The 23,160-nt window shown below is 59.6% G+C and carries 27 protein-coding genes and 1 tRNA gene; 19 read left to right on the top strand and 9 right to left on the bottom strand.

Annotated features, from left to right (window positions below):
- Positions 1-230: 230 nt before the first annotated feature.
- On the bottom strand, positions 231-635 hold the full coding sequence (locus HW556_RS06225) for an SLOG family protein (RefSeq protein ID WP_176899020.1): 405 nt from the start codon (positions 633-635) through the stop codon (positions 231-233).
- 180 nt (positions 636-815) lie between these two features.
- Between HW556_RS06225 and HW556_RS06230 the strand changes: the two genes are divergently transcribed.
- From HW556_RS06230 to HW556_RS06270, 9 genes are all read left to right on the top strand, one after another.
- Positions 816-1,169, top strand: a complete 354-nt coding sequence (locus HW556_RS06230; protein ID WP_176899022.1) for a hypothetical protein — start codon at positions 816-818, stop codon at positions 1,167-1,169.
- Positions 1,162-1,383 carry a hypothetical protein gene (locus HW556_RS06235; RefSeq protein WP_176899024.1) on the top strand — a complete coding sequence of 74 codons (222 nt, stop codon included), beginning with the start codon at positions 1,162-1,164 and terminating at the stop codon, positions 1,381-1,383. Before HW556_RS06230 ends, HW556_RS06235 begins: the two co-directional genes overlap by 8 nt.
- 4 nt (positions 1,384-1,387) lie before the next feature.
- Entirely contained in the window at positions 1,388-1,567 is a 180-nt protein-coding gene (locus HW556_RS06240) for a SymE family type I addiction module toxin (protein ID WP_176899026.1), read from the top strand.
- A 51-nt stretch (positions 1,568-1,618) separates the two neighbouring features.
- Entirely contained in the window at positions 1,619-1,933 is a 315-nt protein-coding gene (locus HW556_RS06245; protein WP_176899027.1) for a DUF3846 domain-containing protein, read from the top strand.
- A gap of 74 nt (positions 1,934-2,007) precedes the next feature.
- Positions 2,008-2,712 (top strand): hypothetical protein, encoded by a 705-nt coding sequence (locus HW556_RS06250; protein ID WP_176899028.1) that lies wholly within the window; start codon positions 2,008-2,010, stop codon positions 2,710-2,712.
- Positions 2,713-2,810: 98 nt separating this feature from the next.
- Positions 2,811-3,086 carry a hypothetical protein gene (locus tag HW556_RS06255; protein ID WP_246289543.1) on the top strand — a complete coding sequence of 92 codons (276 nt, stop codon included), beginning with the start codon at positions 2,811-2,813 and terminating at the stop codon, positions 3,084-3,086.
- A 19-nt stretch (positions 3,087-3,105) separates the two neighbouring features.
- Positions 3,106-3,783, top strand: coding sequence for a PD-(D/E)XK nuclease-like domain-containing protein (locus HW556_RS06260; RefSeq protein ID WP_176899029.1), 678 nt, complete (start codon positions 3,106-3,108; stop codon positions 3,781-3,783).
- Between the two features lie 32 nt (positions 3,784-3,815).
- On the top strand, positions 3,816-4,136 hold the full coding sequence (locus HW556_RS06265) for a YegP family protein (protein ID WP_176899030.1): 321 nt from the start codon (positions 3,816-3,818) through the stop codon (positions 4,134-4,136).
- Between the two features lie 454 nt (positions 4,137-4,590).
- The gene (locus HW556_RS06270) at positions 4,591-5,850 is read left to right on the top strand and encodes an amidohydrolase family protein (protein WP_176899031.1); all 1,260 of its coding nucleotides are present in this window, start codon (positions 4,591-4,593) and stop codon (positions 5,848-5,850) included.
- Positions 5,851-6,047: 197 nt separating this feature from the next.
- Here HW556_RS06270 and HW556_RS06275 read toward each other — a convergent pair whose 3' ends face one another.
- On the bottom strand, positions 6,048-6,392 hold the full coding sequence (locus HW556_RS06275) for a hypothetical protein (protein ID WP_176899033.1): 345 nt from the start codon (positions 6,390-6,392) through the stop codon (positions 6,048-6,050).
- Between the two features lie 157 nt (positions 6,393-6,549).
- Between HW556_RS06275 and HW556_RS06280 the strand changes: the two genes are divergently transcribed.
- From HW556_RS06280 to HW556_RS06290, 3 genes are read left to right on the top strand one after another with little or no spacing between them, the layout of a single operon-like run.
- The gene (locus tag HW556_RS06280) at positions 6,550-7,089 is read left to right on the top strand and encodes an SH3 domain-containing protein (RefSeq protein ID WP_176899035.1); all 540 of its coding nucleotides are present in this window, start codon (positions 6,550-6,552) and stop codon (positions 7,087-7,089) included.
- Between the two features lie 45 nt (positions 7,090-7,134).
- Positions 7,135-8,157, top strand: a complete 1,023-nt coding sequence (locus tag HW556_RS06285; RefSeq protein WP_176899037.1) for a DUF6731 family protein — start codon at positions 7,135-7,137, stop codon at positions 8,155-8,157.
- Complete coding sequence (locus HW556_RS06290; RefSeq protein ID WP_176899039.1) at positions 8,154-8,651, top strand: hypothetical protein; 498 nt, start codon at positions 8,154-8,156, stop codon at positions 8,649-8,651. The genes HW556_RS06285 and HW556_RS06290 overlap by 4 nt, the downstream gene beginning before the upstream one ends.
- 211 nt (positions 8,652-8,862) lie before the next feature.
- Here HW556_RS06290 and HW556_RS06295 read toward each other — a convergent pair whose 3' ends face one another.
- The 3 genes from HW556_RS06295 to HW556_RS06305 all read right to left on the bottom strand — a co-directional run bounded on the left by HW556_RS06295 (position 8,863) and on the right by HW556_RS06305 (position 10,772).
- Entirely contained in the window at positions 8,863-9,309 is a 447-nt protein-coding gene (locus HW556_RS06295; protein ID WP_246289544.1) for a hypothetical protein, read from the bottom strand.
- 124 nt (positions 9,310-9,433) lie between these two features.
- Positions 9,434-10,174, bottom strand: a complete 741-nt coding sequence (locus HW556_RS06300; RefSeq protein WP_176899041.1) for a hypothetical protein — start codon at positions 10,172-10,174, stop codon at positions 9,434-9,436.
- 58 nt (positions 10,175-10,232) lie between these two features.
- Positions 10,233-10,772, bottom strand: coding sequence for a thermonuclease family protein (locus HW556_RS06305; protein WP_176899043.1), 540 nt, complete (start codon positions 10,770-10,772; stop codon positions 10,233-10,235).
- Between the two features lie 70 nt (positions 10,773-10,842).
- Between HW556_RS06305 and HW556_RS06310 the strand changes: the two genes are divergently transcribed.
- The 6 genes from HW556_RS06310 (at position 10,843) to HW556_RS06335 (ending at position 16,961) form a co-directional block, all read left to right on the top strand.
- Positions 10,843-11,055, top strand: coding sequence for a hypothetical protein (locus HW556_RS06310; RefSeq protein WP_176899045.1), 213 nt, complete (start codon positions 10,843-10,845; stop codon positions 11,053-11,055).
- Between the two features lie 397 nt (positions 11,056-11,452).
- Positions 11,453-12,421, top strand: coding sequence for a helix-turn-helix transcriptional regulator (locus HW556_RS06315; RefSeq protein ID WP_176899047.1), 969 nt, complete (start codon positions 11,453-11,455; stop codon positions 12,419-12,421).
- A gap of 320 nt (positions 12,422-12,741) precedes the next feature.
- Entirely contained in the window at positions 12,742-13,215 is a 474-nt protein-coding gene (locus HW556_RS06320) for a hypothetical protein (RefSeq protein ID WP_176899048.1), read from the top strand.
- A 158-nt stretch (positions 13,216-13,373) separates the two neighbouring features.
- Positions 13,374-15,149: a tetratricopeptide repeat protein gene (locus tag HW556_RS06325; RefSeq protein ID WP_176899049.1), complete on the top strand. Its 1,776-nt coding sequence runs from the start codon at positions 13,374-13,376 to the stop codon at positions 15,147-15,149.
- 83 nt (positions 15,150-15,232) lie between these two features.
- The gene (locus HW556_RS06330) at positions 15,233-15,859 is read left to right on the top strand and encodes a hypothetical protein (protein ID WP_176899050.1); all 627 of its coding nucleotides are present in this window, start codon (positions 15,233-15,235) and stop codon (positions 15,857-15,859) included.
- Between the two features lie 139 nt (positions 15,860-15,998).
- Positions 15,999-16,961: an HNH endonuclease signature motif containing protein gene (locus HW556_RS06335; protein ID WP_176899051.1), complete on the top strand. Its 963-nt coding sequence runs from the start codon at positions 15,999-16,001 to the stop codon at positions 16,959-16,961.
- A gap of 448 nt (positions 16,962-17,409) precedes the next feature.
- Here HW556_RS06335 and HW556_RS06340 read toward each other — a convergent pair whose 3' ends face one another.
- From HW556_RS06340 to HW556_RS06355, 4 genes are all read right to left on the bottom strand, one after another.
- Positions 17,410-18,705: a tyrosine-type recombinase/integrase gene (locus HW556_RS06340; protein WP_176899052.1), complete on the bottom strand. Its 1,296-nt coding sequence runs from the start codon at positions 18,703-18,705 to the stop codon at positions 17,410-17,412.
- Between the two features lie 148 nt (positions 18,706-18,853).
- Positions 18,854-18,926: transfer RNA gene (locus HW556_RS06345), tRNA-Thr, on the bottom strand.
- A 158-nt stretch (positions 18,927-19,084) separates the two neighbouring features.
- Complete coding sequence (locus HW556_RS06350) at positions 19,085-21,409, bottom strand: DUF349 domain-containing protein (RefSeq protein WP_176899053.1); 2,325 nt, start codon at positions 21,407-21,409, stop codon at positions 19,085-19,087.
- Positions 21,410-21,602: 193 nt separating this feature from the next.
- The gene (locus HW556_RS06355) at positions 21,603-22,169 is read right to left on the bottom strand and encodes a YqgE/AlgH family protein (protein ID WP_176899055.1); all 567 of its coding nucleotides are present in this window, start codon (positions 22,167-22,169) and stop codon (positions 21,603-21,605) included.
- Positions 22,170-22,427: 258 nt separating this feature from the next.
- Here HW556_RS06355 and pdxH point away from each other — a divergent pair, with 258 nt between their 5' ends.
- Positions 22,428-23,081, top strand: a complete 654-nt coding sequence (gene pdxH / locus HW556_RS06360) for a pyridoxamine 5'-phosphate oxidase (protein ID WP_176899057.1) — start codon at positions 22,428-22,430, stop codon at positions 23,079-23,081.
- Positions 23,082-23,160: the final 79 nt, after the last annotated feature.

Raw genomic sequence — 23,160 nt, forward strand, 5'->3', positions numbered from 1 at the left:
GTGCCTTCGGCGAGTATCTAAGCGGGGGAGTCCCCCCACACCCCCCGCAGCATGCTCCGCTTCGCTCTGCATCACCTCGGCCTGCGCAGCCCCCAAAAAGCTGCGCCACCCTCATAAGGTGCCCTTCGGGCGTGTTTCATTGGGGGCCTCACGGCCAGCCCCCAAACCCCTGGCCAAGGGTATTCAAGGTTTTGTAGGGTCAGCCCCCAGTAGCCCGTGCCCCTGGCCTGCTACAAGCCCAGCCCGCCGGGTACCGGGGCGGCCGTGGGGGCGGGGCGGGCCAGCCACTCGCAGCGGCGGCCCAGGCGGGCAGCCGCCCGGGCCGCGCCCAGCGTGCCCCGGCTATGGCCGTCCCAGCACACTAGCACCAGGCTTGCCCGGCGCACTATTTCCGCGTTGCGCACGTGGGGCGCGGCCGGGCCGTGGGTGGCGTAGTCGGGGCGCAGCTCCGTGCAGGCTACTCCGTGGGCTTGGCACCAGGTTGCCGCCAGCCGGTCCACCCCGGCCGCGCCCCCGCTCACTACCTCGGCCAGTTGCCCAGCTACCCGCAGGGCGTCCAGGCGGGCCAGCAGGGGGGCGCAGTTTGTTAGGCTCCGGCTACCTACCACGGCCACCGTTATTTGCACATTATCCATACCTAAATATACGCATTATTGTCCTGTTTAAATGTATGTTTTTATCATTTATTTTCCTGTTTCATAGTATCCATTTCAATGTATTTTCGTATATTTAGGTAGTAGTTCGGGAAAGGCCCGGACGCCACGCGCACCCCGGCGGGCCCCCGGCCGCGCACCCCACGGCTTACCCCTACAGCCATGTTCACCGCCCAGCAGTTTTCGCAGTTAGCCGCCGCCGCCTGGTCAGGCCCCGCCGCCGCCCACATTGCCAGTAGCTCCTTCCACCAGCAGCCGTGCGGCTACTCGGTCAGCTCGTTCACCGTCTCCTACCATGTAGGGCCGGCCATGTACTACGCCGCCGCCGTCTGCCCTTTCGAGGCCATAGCCACCGCCATTGCGGCCGCCGCGGCCGCCGGCGTGCCGGTTTCCCGCTACAAGGCCCAGCGCGTCATTGCCCGCACCGCGGCCGCCCTTTGCGGGCTTGCTTCCATCCGCGTCAGCTTCGCCGGCCGGGCCCGCCGCCACCGGGTTGCCCGCCTCTTCCATGGTTAGCCAGTCCACCCGCGTAGCGCCGGCTCCGGTAGGGGCCGGCACCTGGGCGGCCAGCCTGCAGGGCCTAAGCTCCCAGCAGCGCCTCGCCGCCTGCGCTGCCCGCCTCGAAGAGCTAGCCGCCAAGCCCCTGCTGCCGCCCGACCTCATGGAGAAGTTCGGGCCCCTGCTCGCCGCTTGCACCGCCCTGGCCACTCCCCGCACTTTACAGCCCTAGCCCCATGCAGCGCAAAATCAAAGTCGAGTGCCGCCACCGCCGCCGGGTATTCGGCTACGCCGCCACCGCCAAGCTGCTGCTTTCCGGCCACTGGCTGCAGGCCGCCGGCTTCGCCCCCGGCACCGTGGCCGCCATCGAAGTGCAGGCCGGCCGCCTCATCATCACGCCCGCCCCCATCCAGTAATCATCCGGCCCGCGCCCCAGTCCGGCGGCGCGGGCCCAAAGCCCCCGCATTATGCCCGCCACCGCTACCGCTTACCAGCCCCAACTACTCGACCCGCACAGCGCCGAGCCCCAACCCGTCTGCCCAGCCAACGGCCGCAGCTTCCGGCTGGCCGAACTCTACCAGCTGCTCGACTGCCAAACCGTCGAAGTCGTGCGCCTCACGGCGGAACTCATCCTCATTATCGACGAGGAGGGCAAGTTCCGCAGCCCTTGCTACCTGAACCTGCTGGCCACCTACCTCTGGTACCAGCACCAGCCCGCCGCCCGCGGCCAGGACTCCATCGTCGGCCGCGCCCTGCTCTGCCACGACCGCCAATTCCGCTAACCCTAGCTCCTAAATACGGCGACGGGGCCGGCCGCTGACGGGCCCCGCTTTTTCACTCCCTTACCCTTTTCGTTATGGCAACTGCCACCAAAACCCTCAAAGCCCAAGCCGCTACAATCACCGCCGTAGCCGCCCTCACCACCACTACGCCGGCCCCGAGCCGCGCCTACCTCACGGCTTCCGTGGACGAGGAAACCGGCGAGGTAACCGAAACCAGCCGCTTCCGCTACCTGCCCGGCCACCCCCGTCAGATTCGCTTTGATGCGAAGGCCGGCCAGTTCAACAGCAACGGCCTTACCCAATTGGGCGGCTCCATCAGCTTTATTCCGCTGGCCTGGCGCATCTTCTCCGACGACATTCTCAACATGGGCCGCAAGCTCTGGGCCGAACTGTTCTACGCCGACGAGCGGGGCGCCATTTGCGCCGTGCTCTTCCACGGCTACAGTGTCGAGAACCTCTACCGCCTCATCGAGCCGCTGTTTTACGACGAGCTCATGCTGGCCGATGTCGTGGTAACGGTGCAGGCCAGCAAGAAGGAAACGACCAAGGAAGGCAAGAAGGCCACCTACTACATCGCCGAGTTCAGCTACGAGCCCGCCGAGCTGGCCGAGATACAGGCCCGCCGCGACTTTGCCCAGGACTTTCCCATCTGGCGCGAGGAAACCCACACCGGCGCGGCCGATATGCGCACCAGCCATGCCTACAGCCCCCCGCCGGCCACCGCCCCGGCCCGCCTCGAAGCAGCCCTGACCGCTGCCCTTGTCCAAACCGCCGCGTGAGCCCGTCCGGCCCTCTTTCCACCGCCGCCGGCAGGGGAGAGGGCCACCTGGCAGCTCTTTCCACCAGACCAGAAACTCCAGCCCCAAGCCCTACCACTATGCCCCTGACTTCCCGCGCCCCCGACCCTGAACTCTACCCGCCTCAACTCCCGGAGCTGGTTTGCCGCCAGGCCCCCGCTGACGAACCCGAGGCTGCCCGCCTTACCCAGCTGGCCCAACTCGTGGCCACCAGCCCGCCACTGTCCGACGTGCGCGACCTGGCCCCGGCCGTGCGGGCTCTGTTTCCGCCCCCGGCCTACGAAGTGGGTTGCGGCGGGGCCCACATCTGGCTCCACCGCACCGACGAGAAAAGCCAACTAGCCGTCATTTCCTAACAGCTAAAAACCCAACGCTATGTTCACCTACCTCACTGCTCATCCCGCCCTGACCCAGCCCAGCCACCGCGCCCTGCCGCACGTCAGCAACACCGACCTCTCCAACCTTAAAGCCGAACTGCTCGGCCAGCCCCGTCGCCATAACTCCCCGGCCCTGACCTTCGGCACGGCCTTCCACGAAGCCGTATTAGAGCCGGCCCGCTACTGCCCGCCGCCCACGCTGGCCCCGGCCCAGCGGCGCCTGCTCGACACGCTGGCCACCGCCGTGCGCCGCAACCGCTACTGCCGCGACCTGCTCTACCGCGGCACGCCCGAGCTGACGCACACCGCCACCCACGCCGAAACCGGCCTGCCAGTCAAAATCCGCCCCGACCTGCTGCTCACCACCCCGCGCCTTGGCCGCCGGGTGCTGGTCGATTTCAAAACCACCAGCTGCCGCGACTACGCCCAGTTCGCCGCCACCGTCGAGCAGTACGATTACGACCGCCAGGCCGCCTTCTACCTCGATGTGATGCAGGCCGACCGCTTCCTGATAGTAGGCGTGCAGAAGCGGGCGCCCAACGACATCTGGCTCCTGGAGGTATCGGCCGACGCCCACGCCATGGCCCAGGGCCGCAAGAAGTACCAGCGCCTGCTGCGCACCTACACCGAGCATCTGGCTAACCAACAAGCAGTTGAACTACGCTTAGTTGCCTAACTTACTTACTTTCACTTTTCTCCTTATTCTCTATGGCGACTTTCCAAATCTTCCAGAGCAGCGGCCAGTATTGGTATCACCTGCGCGCCGGCAACGGCGAAATCGTCCAGTCGGGCGAAGGCTACACCACCAAGGCCAGCTGCCAGAACGGTATCCGCTCGGTGCAGGCCAACTGCCAGCCTCACCGCTTCGAATCCTATTTCGCCAGCGGCCTGTACGGCTTCAACCACGTGGCTGCCAACGGCGAAATCATCGGCCGCAGCGAGAAATACACCACCGCCCAGTCCCGCGACCATGGCATCCAGGTCGTACTGCAGCAGGCCCCCACCGCTGCCGTCGAAGACCAGAGCTAGTGGCTGTGTGTTTAGCAAGCAAACGCCCCGTCAGCGTCATGCTGACGGGGCGTTTGCTTGCCAGGAGCCATTGACAAGCAGCGCCTTGAATTATGCAACAGCCTGTTGCACAATTTGACCCATCCCTAGTTAAGGGCAATTTTGCAGCAGACTGCTGCAAAAATTACGACTGCCACTTCATTCGGTGCCAGCTCAAAAACTCCTGATCGAGTAGCAAGCAATGGAAGACGTGGCGTAAACACAAGCGCCGACGCCGTTGCACAGGCAGCAGCCGAATAACTTAATATCTTGCCACTGCGAGTCAGGGAGGGGGAATTAGCCGTCAACCATACTGCGGCCTAGAAACTCCGTCTGCAACTCACAAACGCATTTTCAATTAGTCTCAATTCTACTTCCCAAATACGTTCTGATAATGAAGTATTGCTACTTGCTACTACTCTGCCTTTTTCCCCTCGTGGGCAACAGCCAAGCTCTGAAAAAGACGGACAGAAGCTATGTCTTCCGGGGAGTGAACGTGGTGGATGTAGAGTCGGGATCAATCGTATCCAACACCAATGTCCTGGTCAGCAATGGGAAGATCGTGGAAGTTGGGCGCAACCAGAAAACCCCCCCCAAGGGCACGGTGGTGCTTAATGCAAAAGGCAAATTCGTCATGCCCGGCATGTACGACATGCATGCCCATTTTCCCAACGTCGATGGCGAACCCTTTCCCGTTGACGACTACCTGTTGCTCAACCTGTCGCGGGGCATCACCTCCCTGCGGATCATGCGGGGCGCGCCGGTCGTGTTGGATTGGAAACAAAAGATCCGCAACGAAGAAGTAATCGGCCCTTCTCTTTTTGTCGGTTCTCCTGCCCTGGTGGTAGACGAAAAACTGCAGAAGCAAAATCTACGCCCGCTCCTGGCAGGCTACCAGCGAGATGGCTATGATTTCATCAAATACCTCGGCGGCAATAACCAAGGGGTGTATGACTCCATCAACAGCATCGCGAAAGAAATCGGCCTGAAGGTCGCCGGTCATGGGCCACCCATGGGCCTGGAGGCCGCCGTAAACGCCGGTCAGTCGTCGGTGGAGCACATCGAACCCTTCATCGGCCTCTATTTGTACGACAGCACGCGCTATGCAGGCGTGATGACCAAGTTCGTGGAGAAAAAACTATGGTCGTGCCCCGACCTGTACTGGTACCTGATATACGGGTATCAGATTCCGAAGCCGAAGCTGCTGGCCTCCCCCGGTATCGAGTATGTTTCGAAAGAGATGGTAGCCCGCTGGGAAAAAGAGCTGTACGGCATCGATAGCGCCACCTTCAAACGCAAGTACGATGGCTATTCCCTGCGGATAAACACGTACAAAAAGCTGTTACCGCGCAAGGACAAACAAGGCGTCAATCTACTGGTAAGTCCCGGCGACGGTTTATTTATTATCCCTGGGTACAGCTACTTTGAAGAAATGAAACTGTTCGCCCAGTGCGGTATCAGTAACGCCAATATACTGAGGGCATGTACGTATAACGCTGCCCGATATTTTGGTGATGACAACCTGGGCAAGATTGAAGCGAATCAAAATGCCGATATCGTGTTACTTGATGCGAATCCACTGCTGGATATTGCAAATACTACCAAGATCAGTGGGGTAATGGTCCGCGGCCGGTGGTTCTCCAAAAAGGAGCTAGACGAGAAATTGGCGGCTATAAAAAAGAAGTACACTAATTGACCGCGCATCCGAAATCACCCGCACGATTCATTTGCTGAGCGTATTTGTGAATGAAGACCCGGTTGAGCAACATGGTGATGTTGGCCAGTATATAGCCAAGCAACATGGCTGACAGGGGCTTGAATTGTGCAGCAAACTGCTGCACAATTCAAGCCCCTGCCGTTGCAAGCTAAATTTTGCAACAGCCTGTTGCAAAATCATCTATGCCATTTAATGCGGTGCCAGTCCAGAAACTCCGGGTCCGGCAGAAACAGCCGCTGCTCACTCTCCAGCACCCGCCCGGCCCAGTCGGCATAGAACTCTGCCCACACTTGCCGGTCCAGCTTGCTGGCATTGCTCATGCCCGTCCGGTCCAGGCTCGGGTCCAAACTGGCGAAGTTCACCAGCTTGAGGGCAATGGAGCTGGCCGTGCGCCCCAGCAACCCAGCCAGCCGTATAATTTCCGGGTTGCCCTTGTGCAGCTGCCCGAACGGCAGCTTACAGTACAGGTTGATGGCCAGCAGCAGCTCATCCCGGTTCCAGAGGCGTTGCCCTTCTTTCATACCGACGAATATACGGGCACCTGTTTGGCCTTAGTAGTCAGCTTTATTGTGCCGGCAGAAAGAATATCCATGCACGGATAGGACAGAAGCGCTAGAATCAGCAGATTTACGCATTACCCGGTATAAATTGCCGGCTGCTACTTTTTCTCTATCCCCGATGAAATCATTACTACTGCTGGCTCTGGGAGCCAGTTTGTTCACCGCCGGGCCCAAAGATGGCCCCACTACCCGTAAACCCACTACCCGTCCTGCCAAGGCCTTAGCCGCTGCCCTGGGCCGCTGTTCCGGCAATGAGTACTGCCGCTCGTGTCGCAACTGCAGCGCCTGTGGCCACTGCGCCGGTGGGGGCGGCACCTGCGGGGTGTGCGCCAGCTACTCGGTGCCCGTGCGCACGTACCGGCCCCCGGCCCGCACCCGCTCCACCAGCAAGCGCAGCAGCTCCGGTAGTTCCACCACCACGACCCGGCCCAGAACAGTGCTGGTTGAGAACATGCGTTACGTGGTAGCTGCTACCACGCTCAACCTGCGGGAGGAGCCCAGTGCTGAGGCAGCGGTATTAAGAGTGTTGGATGCCGGCGACAGTGTGACTGTACTAGAATTGGTGGACAGCAAGTGGGCGCGGGTATCAGCCGAAAGCGCCACGCTAGGTGACCAAGAGGGCTACGTGGCCCGGGCATACTTGAGCAGTCAGCGGTAAATTTGTATTTCTGATTTAATTAGTCAAGTTTATTCAAAGAACTTTATGGCAACCAAACCAACCAATAGTACTGTTACATCCAAGCCACAGCGTGCTTCTAAGCGCACAATTGCGACGAAAGAAGGCTCTTCACCTATTCCTCCACGAATTGCTCATTCCGACCGCACAATTCACTATTACGATATCACCTTTAGCTTTAAGGATGATTCTCTTCCCTACGAACACTTTGTTGAACTGTTCAAACAAGTAGTTAAAATGTCTGAAGACAGGGCTGATGATCGATATGTAAAAAGCATAGATAAGCGCTTATTCATTCAAGGAATACGCTTTGTAGGCAAAGACAAGCAAATACATGGACAATTAAGGGCTGTCCGTCTAGATATCTCTCCTGAGATATTAAACATGAAGACTGATCAAGCCAGAGACATTGAAATGGCTGAGGAAGAAGGGATAGTAGAAACTACTCACTTTGTACTTGATTACAGAAAAAAGCGGCATAGAATAGGAATTGAGTATAATGTAGCTGGTGCTAAAGCACATGAGCTAGCTCTGTATTTAGAAAAAGTCGGGGCTAAAGCAGGATTATTAAAAGTTCATCTTTCACCAATTTTATCAGATGATTCTCTAAGAGATTTTCAACGCCGTGTGGGAGCTTTGAAAGCATTAGAAATTAGCGTTCCTGCAGATAGCATTGGACGAATTAAAAAATACAGCCCTGGCTTAGCATCCTCGATTCAAGCTTCAAAGGATTTTTTCAATTGTGAAACAGTTATCTTAAAACCTACTTTTGATATATCAAGCCAGTCTCAAACAAACTCGGCATTTGGTGTCGTCATAGATGTAATTAAAGAGTGGACACGCAATCCATTGCGACGTAAAGATTTTGAAAAATTCAGTGTAAAAGGCAAAGATTCGGATAACAGGGACACTTTACAGATTTTTGATTTGTTAAAAGACGATGTAAAAGACCGCATCAATGTTGAGCGAAGAGCGAAGTCACGTGTTCTTAACTCAATCGATATGTTCGGGAAAATGGTCGATTCAATGAAGAAGCGTCGTTTGATATGAATCGTCTATTAGATGGATACTTAAATCATCCTGGTATTTGGGATGTCGTCATTTGTGTCGCCGCTTGCATTGGACTACATTATGGAGCCGATATAATTGCAATTTCATCTAGCGAAGTATCGTCAATTCAGACAAGCTTAGCCAGCACGGCTGTCTCTCTCGCTGGTTTTATTATCGCTGCATTAACGATTATCGTAACATTTAAGGCAAATATCACGGCTAAAAGAATCGATGATTCCGCTAATGGAATGGAGTTATTATTTAATAGTGATAATTACGGAAGAATAGTGAGCGTCTTTCAATTCGCTATATTAGAACTTGTAGCTTGTTTCGGTGTAATGCATGGAGCAATGTTTATTACTAACATGCTGACACCAAGACATAATCTTTTGCTGGCAATTATTGTATTAATAATTATTTTGCTTTCATTAGCTCGATGTCTGTTTGTTTTATTTAATGTTCTTTCTGTTGAATCACAGACAAAACCCGAGTAATAAAAGAAGCCTCTCCATATGTTGGAGAGGCTTCTTTTTCACAGCAGCCCATATATGAGCTAGTTAATTTTGAGGGGCGACCTAACTATCGAGATAACCAGTGCTTCTGCTCCTCAAGCTCACTTGGCTCAATAAGCCCTGATCACGCAAATAGTTGAGCTTTTGCAATTCACTGGTTATGTATGTGGAGGAAGGTGCTTGCTCGGCGGTCTTAAGCATCCACCTCCACTGTCTCCGGAATCTGAGGAGGCGACATACTTTCGTCTCGTAGCACCGGCGGCGGACTCACCACCGGAGGCCCGCTCACGACCTCCCCGAACAGCACGTCCGGCGGCAGCGGCTGCCCGCCGTTACCATCAGGAATGGGGTTGAAGAGCTGCAGCTCCTCGCCCGGCGTGCTCTGCCCGAGTACCGTCGTAAGCTGGTCGGGTTGCACTATATCGAGCAGGTCGTGCACCAGAATGGTCTGGGTGCTCACGTCCACGTTATAGAGCTGGTTGAGGGCGTTCAGCTGCGCGGCCGCGTCCTGGCTGAGCCGTAGCGCGTCGGCCAGCTTTTGGGCGTAGCGCCGGGCCTTGGAATCAGACGAAGCGCGCAGCCGCAGCGCCCGCTTCATGCGGGTGCGGAACTGCCGTTGGTAGGGAGTGGTAGTAGCCATGGTAGTAGAAGTGAGATTGTGATAGAGGAGAAGGGAGACAAAAACGGTGAGTTGTGAGCGGGAGAAAGTCGTCCGGGCTTACACCAGAACGAGGGTTTCACCTCTCACCGTCTCAGGTCTAGCATTAGCCCACCGCCACCACGCTCAGGGCGTTGTAGGCGTTGGAGTTGAGCGGGTAGAACTTGCCGTTCAGTTGCTGGAAGAAGTCCACGCCCACGGCCACAATCAGCGACTCTTCAGCCGTGGCGGCGCGGGCCAGCTGCAGACTTTCGGCCGGGCGCAGGGCATTGTCCAGCGGCAGCTCCGGGGTGCTGGCCTCGGTGCTGTCGTAGGTACCCGTCTCGAAGTTGACGCTGGCCACGGCCGCATTGATGCGGTAGTGGGTCGCGCCCTGGGGGGCGGCTACGTCGCGCGAGGGGTTGAGCTCGCCCAGGTTCACCACGTGGTTGCCCGTGGCCCGGTCGGGAGCCGCTTCCACGCGCCCGAAGTAGGTGCTCGACAAGGCCGAGCCGGCATTGAAGTCGAAGCCCACCAGCGCCGGCAGGTTCTCGGGCAGAATCTGCCGGCCGCCGCGGTCGGAGTCCTCGTCCAGATTCAGAATCTGCTTCATCTTCTGCTGCAGGCGCGAAACCACCAGCCGGTCGGAGGCCAGGGCCACCACGCGGCGCAGCGCATCGCGCACGAGCTTGCCGGCCGAAGCCGCCGTGCCGAACTCGCTGGCATTTTCGCGCACTCGCTGCATGGAGGCGGACGAATTGAACTGGCTCTTATTCGAGCCCTGCTTTTGGCGCACCGTGCCGTCTTTGGCGAAAACCACGCCGCCCACGGTGCCACTGATTTGAATTACGCCGGTCTGACGTGCCATAGTGGTAGGGAAAAAAAGGTGAGAAGAAGTTGACTGCCCGTCTTTATGCGTCTTTGCCCTACCGGGGGCAGTCAATCCGGTAGTGCCGCTTTATTTCCTTGTTGAAGCCCCGCCACAGCCAGGGCGGCACGGCCGCGTCGAGTCCGCATTGCCACAGCCCGAGGCCGCCGGCCTGTGCCCGCTGCTGCTCGGCCACCCAGCGCACCCGCTGTCGGCCCGGCGCGTAGGTCCAGGCCCAGCCGCGCACCACCAGCACCGAATCCAGCGCGAGCAATCGGCCGGTAGGAGTGAGGCCCACCCGTACCGTGCCCAGCGTCCGTCCGTACAGGTCGTGCCCGTAAAGGGTCAGCTCCACCAGCCCGCCGGCGCGCCCCAGCAGCGCCCGCACCGAGTCGCTGGCCACCGCCCCGAAAGGCTGGCTTTGTTCGGGCGCATCCACGCCCAGCAGGCGCACCCGCTCGCGGCGGCTCTGGCTGATTACCTCGTAGGTATCGGCATCCACTACCCGGCTCACCCGCACCAGCTCCTGCGCGGCGACGCCTGGCCCAACTGCCAGCAGCGCACCCAGCAGCAATCCTACAGTTCGGAACAGTATCATGCCCTGAACCTACGCACCTATCTATTTCGTTGTATATTTATCTACTCCAATAGACCCCAAACTACCCCACATGACCCAGGTATGCATCTACCCCAAAGACGCGGCCCGGCTCACCGGCACCCAGTATACGGCCGGTAAGCGCCTGCTCCAGCGCATCCGCCTGGCCCTTGGTAAGCCCACCGGCTCCTATATCTCTGTAGGGGAGTTCTGCGCCTACACCCGCCTGCCCGAGCCCGAGGTCACCGCGGCTATCAATGCTACGGCCGTGCCCACCCGCCGGTAGCTTCGGCCGTAGCTCACCCGCCCCTTAAGCATGGCTTAAGTATGGCTTCCGTATGACCTAGTGCCGGGGTCGGACCAACCTTCCCTATCACGCCGCCGGCTCCACCGAGGATATTACCTCCGCACTGCCGGTTGTCTGTCCCACCTGCCCGATACTTTCCTATAACCGTCGCATAGTCAGGTGCTGGGATTCCTCCACGATTTTGGCGTAAACCAGCGTCGCCTTGATGTTAGCTTGCCCCAGCACCCACACCTACAACGGGGCCAAGCAGCGGCAGCAGGAGGGGGCGTTGGCACTTTGAAGGCCACACGCAGATAGAGGTTGGTTTGGCCGAAAACTTTAGCCTATTTGAGGGGCTGATTACCACCTACACTATACGTCGCCTGTCAGCCACCAGATGCCCGCGCCAATCCAACCATTTCCAGAATCGACATCTGACAACAATGCTATTCCGCAGCAAAAGCTGCTGGCGCTGCTCCGGCTCGTTCGCCTGCTCAAAGAGCCTGGCGGGCGCACAATGGCGCAGCTGCTAAGCGAGCTTGATAAAAAACAGCGGACTATGCAGCGCTACCTCCGGCTGCTGGAAGAAGTGGGCTACCCCGTAGATAAAACAACGACCCAACCCGCCCGCTACTTTCTGTTCGAGCCCGCACCCGAGGGGCGCGGTATCCGCCACGAGCCGCTAAACGACCAGGAAACGGAATTGCTCAGCCTGCGGCTGGCCGACCTGGGCACCCCCAACCCCGTGCTGGCCGGCCTGCGCCAGAAGCTGCAGCTGCCGGCGCTGCTGCTGCCCCAGCCCCACGAGCTGCGCAGCCTGCGCCAGGCCCGTATTCTTGAAACGCTGGCCCTAGGCATCGAGCTGCGCCGCCAAGTGCGGCTACTGGCCTACGAGTCGGGCAACACGGGCACCGTGCGCGACCGGGATGTGGAGCCGCTGGCCCTGGCCAACAATCACACCCAGCTCGCCTCTAACGATGTAGCTACCGGCCAATACCGCACCTACAACCTCAACCGAATGGGCGGGGCCGAGCTGCTGGATGCTACCTGTACGCTTCCTGACTCCGACCGCCGTCCCGACGTATTCGGCATGGCCGAAACCGACGAATGGACCACCGTCGAGTTGCTGCTGACTTCCCGCAGCTATCAGCAACTGCTGCGCGAGTCAGCTACTGCCGCGGCCGAGTGCCAGCCGGCCACGGCCACTGAGCAGGCCGAAGGCTGGGCCCACCGATACCGGGACCGCGTGCACGGCTTTCACGGGGTGGGCCGCTTTGTGCTGGGCCTGCCGCTGGAAGTGCGAGTAGCAGCCCCCGAAAGCCTGCGCCAGTTCGTGCTGGACAAGGTGGCTGGGGCTAAATGGTAGTGCCCGGCTAGGTTGACTGAGGTAGTTTACGCTACTCGAAAACAAGGAAGTTCTCCGGGACCATCAGGACCTCCGATGCGCTCGACAACAGCGCGTCACTTATTGTCGCACGGGTGCCGATACTTTTGTCCAACTCTTCCGACCGGGAAAAGTGCGGTGCCAGTGGGCATCCGTCCTCGTTCTTTGAATAGCAGGCAGTGTCTAACGCTAAAAAGCGCTGCTAACTGATTGCGAAAAGGCCTTTTACGGGCCAGGGCTAGCTTCAATTCTAGCCCGTTTCTTTTTGCTTGCAAAAGCTTCAACCCCGAATCTTTCCTTGTATGGATACACGCATCCCTCCTGTGACGTTGGCCAAATGGTACTGCCTGACCGACGACTCCCATATTCAACTCCTAATCAACCCCACACTACCGCAATGGCGCGTGGTAGGCGCCCCCGAGTATGTAAGCGTCGCCACGCGCTTTGTCGTGACTTCGAGCGACACTACATGGCCTACCCCTCTCGAAGAACCTACTTGCTGCGGGCTATGCTTAGCTCGTCAGGGTGGCCCGGTGGAAGTGCGGGAGGGGGCTCTGCTCAACTTCGATAACCTGGCTTTTGCCCGCCTCACCAACATGGGCCGCCCTTACTGGCGACAGGTTACTTCCCCACCAGATAAGGTAGGGTTCTATTCCGGTCGCCTCAACTATCTGCTGAGTTATTGCCAACTGGAGTTTGTGGCTGCGCAGGACCTCACCACGAATGATATGGCTGCGTCCCTGCTACTCCAGCCCACGGATATTGACTTCGATTGAGCCAAGGTTTGCCACCGTTGCATTGCCAAAAGGCTAGGCTGCCCTATGGAGTGTACACTACCCCCATCTAAGCTTAGCCGCCCATCATTTAATTCCTCTTCTGTTTCGCCAGAGGGTAACTGGGCCTATTGCGCCCCCACCAACCCATTGCTTTGCCTATGCCCAAGTTCTTGGAACCCGTTCAAACACTTTATGAAGCCGCTTTAGCCCACGAAGATGCCTACGACTGGGGCGCAGCTGCGGCCTGTTACGAAGAGGCCGTTACGCTGGTCACCGACTCGCCCGAGCTGTGGGCGCGCTATGCCCGGCTGCTGAATCGGGAAGGGGTGCGCAACAAGGACGGGCATATCGACCTGTCGGCGGCCGCCGAGGCCACCAGATGCGCCGCCACCACGGCCGATGAACTGTACTGGCGAGGCATCGGGGCTTACCTCACCGATGGCGGTGGTGATTCGCAGCGCGACCTAGCCGCATCTTTGGCTCTGAATCCCACCCACGCTGATGCTTGGTACTACTATGCCGAGGCCCTTGAACACCCCGCTGCCTATTTCTCCGGTTCCGATTATGATGAGTTGGCTGAAGGGCAAGCCCACCGGCTGGCCGCTTATGACCAAGCCCTGGCCCTGGACCCTGGCAATAGTGAGTACCTTATTGGCCGGGCCGACTTCCACTTGGCTCACGACCGGCTCGCGGATGCCCTGGTCGACCTGGATACTGTCCTGGAACAACACCCGGCTAATAAGTATGCGATGCAACTTCGGGCAATTATCCGGGTTCTGCAGTATGATTTTCGGGGTGCGCTGCGCGATTTTGCAGCTGGCGGTACCCTGTCCGGCAACTGGCGAAATAGTGGTGTCGGGTTACATATCCGCTACCCTAACGAGCAGCTGCCATCTCCGGCTGCACGCTGGGCCGAGGCTCTGGCGGCATTCGAGCAAACTGGTATTCGGGAGCCGACCACGGCAACATACCTGAGCGAGCGGGCCGCGTATTTCCTGCGCCACGGTGCCCCCAACCGGGCCTTGGATGATGCGCTGGCAATAGTGGGGCGGCAACCCCAAAAGCCGGCGCACCGGGAGCTGTTGGTAAGCTGCCTACTGGCCCAGCCAACTCCCGACCTGGGAGCCCTATTGGCGGAGTACGAATGGCTGGCGGCCCGGCCGATACCGGCTCTGTCCAGGAAGAAGAGTGGATTTTCTGAAAATGCCCCGGAAGTTGCCCGTTGCCTCTGGAATCAGGCATTCTACCGGCACCAAGCGGCCTGGGTAATGTACCGGCTGGGACGCCCGAAGGAGTCACTGGCATATTTCGAAGCCGCCTGTAGTTTTGCCTTCACCCAGGAACCCTACAGTGTTGAGCGGGAGAAGCATTTTACGTGGTATCCAGCCAACCCAGACGAGCCAGACACACTACCCTGCGGGCCGCGCCGGTCGGTAGAGGTAGGGGTGGCCAACGGGACGCAGTTTGTCGCAGATGTAAACGGGCTGCTGCCGGCGTGCAACTTACAGTATTTCAGCCGCAAGTCACCAGATATGGAGTATCTGCGCTGGCAGTTGGCCCAGCAGCTCAAGCAGGAATACGCTACTGATGGGGTCTTGAGTGCCGTCGGCGAGTGGCTCTGCGCGGCGGCGTGGCAACTGGCCGGCCCGCCGCTGGGCGAGGCCTGCGAGGCCTGCCTGAAGCTGCAGTTGCCAACCGGCCATTGGTTCAGGAAGGCTCGGGAAGCCAACGAGTTTGCCGTAGCCCGGGAGCTGTGCCTTACCGGCCTGGCGCAACTTCCAGCCTACGCGCCGGAGTTCCGGCTGCTGCAACAGGCCCTGCTACGGGCTGAGCTACGCAACACCAAAGGCCGACCCGGTGCCACGCCCGCTAATATCGAGGCAGCCCTAGAACGGTACGATGCCGGCCTAGCTGCGCTACGAGACAAAAGCTAGCGTGAAAGCAGATGCCGCTGACCACCCGCTTGATCACAAAACACGACACGTTGCTTCCCCAATGCGGGCAAAAACAGATTCCTATGCTTACCAGACCCCTTTCTGCCAACCCGTACTGGCTGCGAACATTGGTCGGCCTGCTGTTGCTCACGGTAATGTCCGGGGCTAACTCCGCCGAGGAGCCGGCCCGCCACCGCTTCCGTTCCGTACCCCTGAACCAACTCACGCTGCCCTGCGACTTGACCGCCCTCAACGCCGAGTACGTGGCGGCCCTTAACTACCGCCGGGCCCAGCGGAACCCCGGCGCGCGCCCTGCCCACTTCGAGGCCGGCCTGCTGCCTGGTACCTTTCTGCACACCTATGAAATGGAGCGGCGCGACAGCCTCTACCATGACCGCGACGACCGCACCGTTGGCGAAATTTGCGCTTCAGTCAGCAATCTGGCACCCTACCGCGGCCGGCCCCGGGAGTTGGCCCGCTACATCTGGACGCGCTTCCACAACTCGCCGCCCCACGCGGCCATCCAGCGCGATACAAGCCTGCGCTTCGTGAGCGTAAGCTGCCTCAACGACTTCTTCGTGGTCCGTCTCAGCTCTCGGCCCTACCGCGCCAATGCTACCCGGCAGCAGCAATTCCAGCAAACGCTGGCTATCGTTCAGGCAGCCACTGCCCGGCAGGCCCGGCAGGCCCGCCTGGCAATACGCCGGTAGTGCCCAATTGCGTACTCTTGCCCCACATGTCCGCTCGCCGTGCAAAATCTAGTCAGGTGCTACGCCCACAGAATCATCCAGCTGTCGGTAAATTCTCGCTTTTTTTCAATTCTCTTTCACCATTCCCCTTCTTAAACGCATGGCCAATCAAGCAACCCCTGGCGCCGTCGCCAACACCCATGTTCGCTACCTATTAACCAAAGCCGGTTTAGCCGCTGGCGGACTCGCTACCCGAGGGGCCGACAATCAATGGGAGGCTACCCAGGACTTCTTTGGCAATAAGTGCGCCTATACGGGGGAAGACCTAACCGGAAAGCCGATTGATAAAGACCACGCCATTGCCCTCAACCGCGTATCCGGTGGTCTGCACGTCTTCGGTAATGTGGTTCCGTCAACCCCAAAAGCCAACGCCCAAAAGAGCGGCCGGCGTTACGACGACTTTTTGCGCTCGAAAGGGGAGAAGTTTGACAGCATCGCGCACCTCACCGACGAGCAGCGGGAGGCGGCCATTGCGCGCATCGAGGCCTTCATGCAGCAAGCCCGCCCCGACGGCCTGCTCAAACCGCACCCCGAGCTACTGGCGTTTTATGAAACGCAGTACCAAAAAGCCAAAGAGCTATGCGCGACGGGGGCTCAGGAGCTGGAAGAGCTGCTAAACAAGCTAAACCTAGCCGCTGCACCGCTCCTCAATGAAGCAGTAGCAGCAGACGAGGCCACTCTGGATTTGCCCAGCGTGGAGCAGTTTGAGCTGGAGGAAACCGGGGCTGATAATCTACCGGAAGCGTACCGACAGATTCAGGCGCGCAGCTACGAAATGAATGTGGGTGCCTATGCGCAAGCTGTATTCGCCCAGCTTTTTGCCGATGGCACTATCGCCAAGTTTCTGCCCAACCTCACCTACCGCGAAGACCTCTGCACCTTCGCCCTGAAGCTTTCGTTCCCGCCCCTTATTACCCGGCGCCAGGATGCCCCCACCCGTTACTACGCTACCCCATACCGGCACAACGGCACCGAGTATTACCTGTGCAGCCAGTGGTATGAGCGTAACCGCGAACCCCTCAGCAATTGGCTGACGGAAATGGTGTTCGCTCAGCGTGCATAAGTATTAGGGATATGAATCAACCTACCGCGAATCCGCTAAATGCCTACCTCACGTGGTCTCTTGGGATAGATTTGCCCGGATTGTCCGTCGTGTATGCCGAAGACCCGGCCCATGCCATGCGCTTGCTGGAAGATTACTGTCTAGGGGCGCAGCCTAAGCATTCTCTACGCCCTGCCTACATGCCCATGGAAATTCGCAGAAATGCGTCTGACAATGGAGCCGATATCCACCTTTTTCCAGTAGGTGTTGCCTCCCCCGGTGTTTCCGCTGGGATTCTGGTAATTGACCGGGGAGAAGATGTTCGCTTCTACGACTAGAGAGTTACTAAGCTGTATTGAAAAGCCGCCGCAAGTATGCTGAGATTCCAGCGTATCTGCGGCGGCTTTTACTGTAGCTCAATCGGTAAAGTGATTATAATGGGCTTTCATGCCTATTAAGAGGCAATAACCTACGCTGCCGAGGGCTCCACGGCGCATACCTGGCTATCCAAGCTCGCCGAGGTATCCTTCGTTTCCTCACCTTCCCATATCCGCCGCATGGTCAGGTGCTGGAAGTCCTCCACGATTTTGGCGTAAATCAGCGTCGTCTTGATGTTGGCGTGCCCCAGCACCTTCTGCAGGATTTCCACCGGCATGCCCCGCAGCAGGCTCTGCGTGGCGAAAGTGTGGCGGGCCGTGTGCATGGTCACCAACTCAAACTTGCTTCGCTGCTGCTTCACCAGCCGTCCGGCCCGCACTTCCGCTACCTCCACCGAGGCCGTCACGCCGGCCAGCCGGCAAATACGCTTGAGGTAGCGGTTCATCACCTGGTTCTGATACACCGGCAGCAGCATGGCTCGCTCCCCGGCATACTTGTCGATAATTAGCCGCGCCGGTTCGGTCAGGTAGATGCTCACCGGCCGGCGGGTCTTGCTCTGCGTCAGCCGCAGCACTTGCCCCCCGTCCCAGCCGGCCACGTTGCCCTGGTGCAGCTGGCGCACGTCAGAGTAGCGCAAACCCGTATAGCAGCAGAACAAAAACACGTCCCGCACCGGTACTAGCGTCGAGGGCAGTACCGCCGTGCGTAGCTGCTCCAGCTCGCCGGCCGTCAGATACACCTTCTCCACGTCCACGCTCGTTGCCTTCAGGCTGGCCACCTTCAACGCCAACTCGTAGCCGCGCTCCTGCTGCAGGTAGTTGAACAGGGCCTTGAGATTTTTAACCAGCGTGTATACCGAATTGGGGGCCAGTTCCCGCGTCAGCGTCAGGTAGTGCAGCAGCGCGTCGTGCTCCACTAGTGAGTAGGACTCGGCCAGCAGCGGCCGGCGCCGGTGCTGCTCGAAGTCGCGCAGCCAGTTGCCCACCACCAGGTAGTGGCGCAGCGTATCGCGCATGTACCCGCGCCCGCGCAGCACTTCTCGAAAATCGCTCATCAGCATCACCAGGTTGTGCTCGCGCACAATAGGCGCCGCGGCCGGAGCCAGGGCCGCCTTTAGACTGGCCGGGGTAGGCGTGCCGCCTTCCGCCCGCTGTCGGCGGTGGGCCTCGGTCAGCCGGGCTGCTAGGGCGGCCAGCAGCTCATTGGCTTCCTGATAGCCGGGGTAGGAGCGGCGGAACTGCTGGCGCCGGTCGTCCCACTGGGCGGGCAGGCATTTTTCGCCCGTACTCATGCGCAGTCGTTTCTGGTTGAAGTGGGCCACCAGGTAAACGACGGCACTTCCTTCCTCATTGATATTCTCGGTTCGGTGTTGGAATTGAATGGTCATAAGAAGTGAATTTACTGGGGCGTGTACTGGGACGTGCAGCAGGGATTACATCGACTTATTGAGGGATTAGACCAAACGCAAAACGCCCGGAAAACCGCTTCTGTTGCCAGATGAGCGACTTTCCGGGCGTTCCGGGATTAAATACGTGAGCCTCCTGTCGGGATCGAACCAACGACCTACTGATTACAAGTCAGTTGCTCTACCAGCTGAGCTAAGGAGGCGGGGAAGTGGCACAAAAGTAGGCCTTGGATATGAACCCGCCAAGTAATTAGGTAAATTTTCCTCCTCTATAGTACTAACTATCTAACTGCCCGGAAAATAAAAACACCCCGCTGCCTGAGTAGCGGGGTGTTTCGACCAAATTCAGTGCTCCTACAGGTTAGCTGCGCACGGCCTTAAGCTGCCGCTTCAGGTTCTCAATGCGAACTTGCGCTTCATCCACGCGGCCCTGGTACTCTTGGCGGAGCTGGGCGGCGTTTTTAGAGCGGGCGAAGAACTCTAGGTTGGTTTGCAGCGTCGAGATGTCGTTTTCTAGCTCGCTGATTTCCCGGCGTAGGGCCTGCTCTTTCTTGTAGAGCAGCTGCTGAGCATCGGGGGAGGCCTTGAGGCGCTCTACCTGCAGGCTGAACAGCAAATCGGTGCGGTCTTGGTAAGCTAGCTCGGGCACCTGAGTGAGGTACTGGGTCATCAGCTTCTGGAACCGTTCCTCGGCCTGTGGGCGGGTGGCTCCATTGAAGGCGCGCCAGCCGGCTACCTGCTCGCGGAAACCCTCCAGCGTGCCAGGCTGCTCGGCCGAGAGACCGGCCACGGCTTCGGCCACAGCGGCCAAGTGGTTGGTCTGGTCTTCGCTGAGCTGCTGCACCTGCTGCTCACGCTGGCGGCCTTCCTCTTTTTTGCGGTCGAAGAAGGCGTCGCAGGCGGTACGGAACCGCTTCCACACCTTGTCCGACTGCTTCTCGGGAATCCGGCCCACTAGCTTCCACTCTTTCTGCAGCTGGATAACGGTCTGGCGGCTGGCTTCCCAGTCGGAGCTTTGCAGGGCAGCTTCGGCCTGCTCACACATTTCGAGCTTGCGCTTCAGGTTGGTGCTTTTCTCTTCGTCGAGAGCCTTAAAGAACTGGTTTTTCTTCTGGAAGAATCCTTTGTAGGCGCTCCAGAATTGCTTATTAACCTGTTCGGCCTGCTTGCGCGGCACCAAGCCGGCGGCGTCCCATTGCTGCTTGAGCAGCTGTAACTCGTCGGTTTTGCTGCGCCACTCGTTCACGCGCTCCGTTTCAAACTCGCCGAAGGGCGTAAGTTGCTCCAGCAGGGCAGTTTTGCGCTCCAAGTTGGCAGTTTCTTCGGCGTTGCGGGCCGTTGAGGCCTCCTGCCGGCGTCCGTGCACCAGCTCGGAAGCCTGCAGGAAACGCTGCCACAGCGGCTCGCGCTGCTCGTTGGGTACCGGCCCGATGTGCTTCCACTCCTCGTGCAACTGGCGTAGCTCCTGGGTGGCCTTGTTGATGTTAGACTGATCAGCCAGGGCCTCGGCCCGCACAATCAGGGCCTCTTTGGCCTCTTGGTTGCGGCGCCGGTCCAGTTCCTTCATCTCGAAGAACAGGCCCCGGTTGTTGTAATAGATGTCGAGCAGCGCGTGGTAGCTGTTCCAGAGCTCTTGTGAATCGGTTTGAGGTACCGGACCGGTATTCTTCCAGTCGCTTTGCAGGCTTTTGATGCGGGCTGAGCTGTCCTCGGTTTCGGCCGACTCTACCAGCTGGCGCAGCTGCGTGAGCAGCTCCTGCTTGTGGGCCAGGTTCTTACCACGCTGCTCGTCCTCGGCTTTAGCATCGCGTACCTTGCTGGCGCGGAACTCCTGGTAGGACTGCTGCAACTCCTGATGGCCTGCCGGATCGTTCGAGACAAAGTCCTCGGCCGTTCCACCAGCTTCTACAAACTGCCGGCGTTGTTCAGTGCGGTCGGCTTTCAGGCCGGTTTCGTAGCGGCGGTAGAGGTCGGTAATGGTCTGGCGCTTCTTACCGGCGCTGGACTGCCCCAGCAACCCGCGCAGGTGAGCTGCCTGGCCGCCCAAATCAAGGCTGTCGAAATCAACAGAGGAAGCTTCTGGCTGGGGCTTGGCATCGGCCAGAGAAGTGGCCGTGTCGGGCAGGGCCGGAGCGGCGGGCTGGTGGGCCGTGGTGGTGGTGCCGGGGCTGGCCGGCGAGTCAGAAGAAGTGGGCAGTGCGCCAACGCCGGGCGTGGCTTCCAGCGCTTCGGCTATAGTTTCGCCGGCCGGTACATCTACCACGGGGGTGACGTGCGGCGCTTCGGCGCTGGTGGCTTCGGCCGCCTGGGCGGGCGCGTTGTCGGGCTCGGGCATTTCGGCCGGTGGCTCGGTGGCAGTAGGAGCGGAGGGCACCGGCACGCTGGTTGGCAGCTGGGTGTCGGTGGTCGGTGGTGTGTTGGGCTGGTCGGCGGCGGCGTGCGTGGCCTCGGCCGTTTCGGTAGCGGCGGCCGAGGGCTCGGCCGTGCCGGCACCGGCGGGCTGGTTGGCGGGCAGAGGCGTAGTTCCCTGGGCCGGCTGCTCGGTAATATCGTCGGCGGCCATGTCAGTCGCGGCGGTCTTGTCGGTGGCGAGTTCGGCCAGGCGGCGGGCCAGAATCTGCTGGGGCGATTCGGCGTTGGCGTCAGCGCCGGAAGCGCCGGTGGGGGTCGGTTGGTCGGGATGCATAGTGGTCAGCGAAAACTCCCCGCAGTGGGCGGGGCACAGTGGTTGAATTTAGCCGTTAGCCAGTAGCTGACAGCTGTTAGCTCTTGTTAGGGTGGGGCTTTATGGCTGGATGTACAGAAATCTACGGCTGAATCGGCGCTTGTCGTCGGTTACTCAACTAAAAGCTAGCAGCTACCGGCTGTCAGCTAGCAGCTTAGTTTAAACTTGGGTCGGTAGGGTAATTGGACAGCATCCGGTAGCGGCCGCCTTTTTCGCGCAGAATGGCCTGCCAAAAGGCATCGTTAGTCAAAGTAAACACTTTCGCGGCAGCATCGGGCTCCACAATCCATACTTTCTCGCGCACCTCGTCGGCCAGCTGCCCGTTGGCCCAGCCCGAATAGCCGACAAACAGCCGCACTTCGGCCGGGGCCAGCTCGCCTTTGATGAGCAGTTCCAGCAGCCGTCCGAAGTCACCACCCCAGTACACGCCCCCGCCCAGGGATACGGTATCGGGCAGGTCGGCGCGCTGGTGCACAAAGTGCAGCGTATCGGGCTCGACGGGCCCGCCTACGCCCAAGGGCGTGGCCGCCGCGGGCAGCACCTCACCGCCGGGCAGCGTCAGCACGTCGGAGAGCTGCAGGTTGGTTGGGCGGTTGAGCACGAGCCCAAACGAGCCATCGGTTTCGGAGTGCGCGCACAGCAGCACCACGCTGCGCTCGAAGTTGGGGTCACCCAGAAAGGGCTGGGAAATAAGCAGGTTGCCAGGGCGAAGTCGGGCCATTTGGAGGGAGCTATAAGCTTTATGCCGCAAGTCACAAGCAGTGAGCCGCGAACTTTTTATAGGGGATCTGTCGGGAACAAGCAGCGACCAAATGGTTCTTACGGCTCGCAGGGGGCGTAAGGTTCCAGCCCCGGCTCATTGTAGTACCTTTGTTTTGTCTGAGCTACAAGCTGTCAGCCACGAGCTACCAGCATGTTCAAAAGGCTGCCGGCACTTTGCTTGCGGCTTGTAGCTCGCCGCCTGTAGCTTTTTTACTGTATGAACGACCAGCAGCTGGCCGATTTGCGCCAGACCTATTCCCAGCGCACCCTCACTGAGGCCGACGTGCTGCCCGAGCCGGTGGCTCAGTTCCGCGCATGGCTCGACGAGGCCCTGGATGCCCGACTTGACGAACCCACGGCTATGAATCTGGCCACCGTGGATGCCGCCGGCCAGCCCGCCGCCCGCATCGTGCTGCTTAAGGGTCTGCCCGCCGATGAAGGGTTTCTGTTTTTCACCAATTACGACTCGCGTAAGGGGCGGGAGCTGGCTGGTAGTCCGCTGGCCGCGCTTACCTTCTTCTGGCCGGGTCTCGAACGGCAGGTCCGCATCGAAGGCCGAGTGGAAAAGGCTTCCGACGCCGACTCGACCGAGTACTTCCAGAGCCGCCCGCGCAGTAGCCAGATCGGGGCCTGGGCCTCGCCCCAGAGCCAGCCCATTGCCAGCCGTGAAGCCCTGGAACAGCGCGAGCAGGAGGTTGAAGCCCGGTTCGCCGGCCAAGAGCCGCTGCCGCGCCCCGAGCACTGGGGCGGCTACCTGCTGCGGCCTCACCGCGTCGAGTTCTGGCAGGGCCGCCCTTCGCGCCTGCACGACCGTATCGTGTACGAGCGCACCGCCGCCGGCCAGTGGCAGCTCAACCGCCTGGCCCCCTGAACAAGAGAAGAACGATGTCATGCGGAGCGTAGCGAAGTCAAAGCATCTCTACCGCTTCGTTGTATTCAACCAGTAGACA

Origin of the sequence: Hymenobacter terrestris, from assembly GCF_013377905.1 — a bacterium.
Classification (GTDB): domain Bacteria; phylum Bacteroidota; class Bacteroidia; order Cytophagales; family Hymenobacteraceae; genus Hymenobacter; species Hymenobacter terrestris.

Coding starts and splice junctions, on each gene's coding strand:
- HW556_RS06225 (WP_176899020.1), bottom strand. CDS start 635: ATGGATAATGTGCAAATAACGGTGGCCGTGGTAGGTAGCCGGAGCCTA.
- HW556_RS06230 (WP_176899022.1), top strand. CDS start 816: ATGTTCACCGCCCAGCAGTTTTCGCAGTTAGCCGCCGCCGCCTGGTCA.
- HW556_RS06235 (WP_176899024.1), top strand. CDS start 1,162: ATGGTTAGCCAGTCCACCCGCGTAGCGCCGGCTCCGGTAGGGGCCGGC.
- HW556_RS06240 (WP_176899026.1), top strand. CDS start 1,388: ATGCAGCGCAAAATCAAAGTCGAGTGCCGCCACCGCCGCCGGGTATTC.
- HW556_RS06245 (WP_176899027.1), top strand. CDS start 1,619: ATGCCCGCCACCGCTACCGCTTACCAGCCCCAACTACTCGACCCGCAC.
- HW556_RS06250 (WP_176899028.1), top strand. CDS start 2,008: ATGGCAACTGCCACCAAAACCCTCAAAGCCCAAGCCGCTACAATCACC.
- HW556_RS06255 (WP_246289543.1), top strand. CDS start 2,811: ATGCCCCTGACTTCCCGCGCCCCCGACCCTGAACTCTACCCGCCTCAA.
- HW556_RS06260 (WP_176899029.1), top strand. CDS start 3,106: ATGTTCACCTACCTCACTGCTCATCCCGCCCTGACCCAGCCCAGCCAC.
- HW556_RS06265 (WP_176899030.1), top strand. CDS start 3,816: ATGGCGACTTTCCAAATCTTCCAGAGCAGCGGCCAGTATTGGTATCAC.
- HW556_RS06275 (WP_176899033.1), bottom strand. CDS start 6,392: ATGAAAGAAGGGCAACGCCTCTGGAACCGGGATGAGCTGCTGCTGGCC.
- HW556_RS06280 (WP_176899035.1), top strand. CDS start 6,550: ATGAAATCATTACTACTGCTGGCTCTGGGAGCCAGTTTGTTCACCGCC.
- HW556_RS06285 (WP_176899037.1), top strand. CDS start 7,135: ATGGCAACCAAACCAACCAATAGTACTGTTACATCCAAGCCACAGCGT.
- HW556_RS06290 (WP_176899039.1), top strand. CDS start 8,154: ATGAATCGTCTATTAGATGGATACTTAAATCATCCTGGTATTTGGGAT.
- HW556_RS06295 (WP_246289544.1), bottom strand. CDS start 9,309: ATGGCTACTACCACTCCCTACCAACGGCAGTTCCGCACCCGCATGAAG.
- HW556_RS06300 (WP_176899041.1), bottom strand. CDS start 10,174: ATGGCACGTCAGACCGGCGTAATTCAAATCAGTGGCACCGTGGGCGGC.
- HW556_RS06305 (WP_176899043.1), bottom strand. CDS start 10,772: ATGATACTGTTCCGAACTGTAGGATTGCTGCTGGGTGCGCTGCTGGCA.
- HW556_RS06310 (WP_176899045.1), top strand. CDS start 10,843: ATGACCCAGGTATGCATCTACCCCAAAGACGCGGCCCGGCTCACCGGC.
- HW556_RS06315 (WP_176899047.1), top strand. CDS start 11,453: ATGCCCGCGCCAATCCAACCATTTCCAGAATCGACATCTGACAACAAT.
- HW556_RS06320 (WP_176899048.1), top strand. CDS start 12,742: ATGGATACACGCATCCCTCCTGTGACGTTGGCCAAATGGTACTGCCTG.
- HW556_RS06325 (WP_176899049.1), top strand. CDS start 13,374: ATGCCCAAGTTCTTGGAACCCGTTCAAACACTTTATGAAGCCGCTTTA.
- HW556_RS06330 (WP_176899050.1), top strand. CDS start 15,233: ATGCTTACCAGACCCCTTTCTGCCAACCCGTACTGGCTGCGAACATTG.
- HW556_RS06335 (WP_176899051.1), top strand. CDS start 15,999: ATGGCCAATCAAGCAACCCCTGGCGCCGTCGCCAACACCCATGTTCGC.
- HW556_RS06340 (WP_176899052.1), bottom strand. CDS start 18,705: ATGACCATTCAATTCCAACACCGAACCGAGAATATCAATGAGGAAGGA.
- HW556_RS06350 (WP_176899053.1), bottom strand. CDS start 21,409: ATGCATCCCGACCAACCGACCCCCACCGGCGCTTCCGGCGCTGACGCC.
- HW556_RS06355 (WP_176899055.1), bottom strand. CDS start 22,169: ATGGCCCGACTTCGCCCTGGCAACCTGCTTATTTCCCAGCCCTTTCTG.
- pdxH (WP_176899057.1), top strand. CDS start 22,428: ATGAACGACCAGCAGCTGGCCGATTTGCGCCAGACCTATTCCCAGCGC.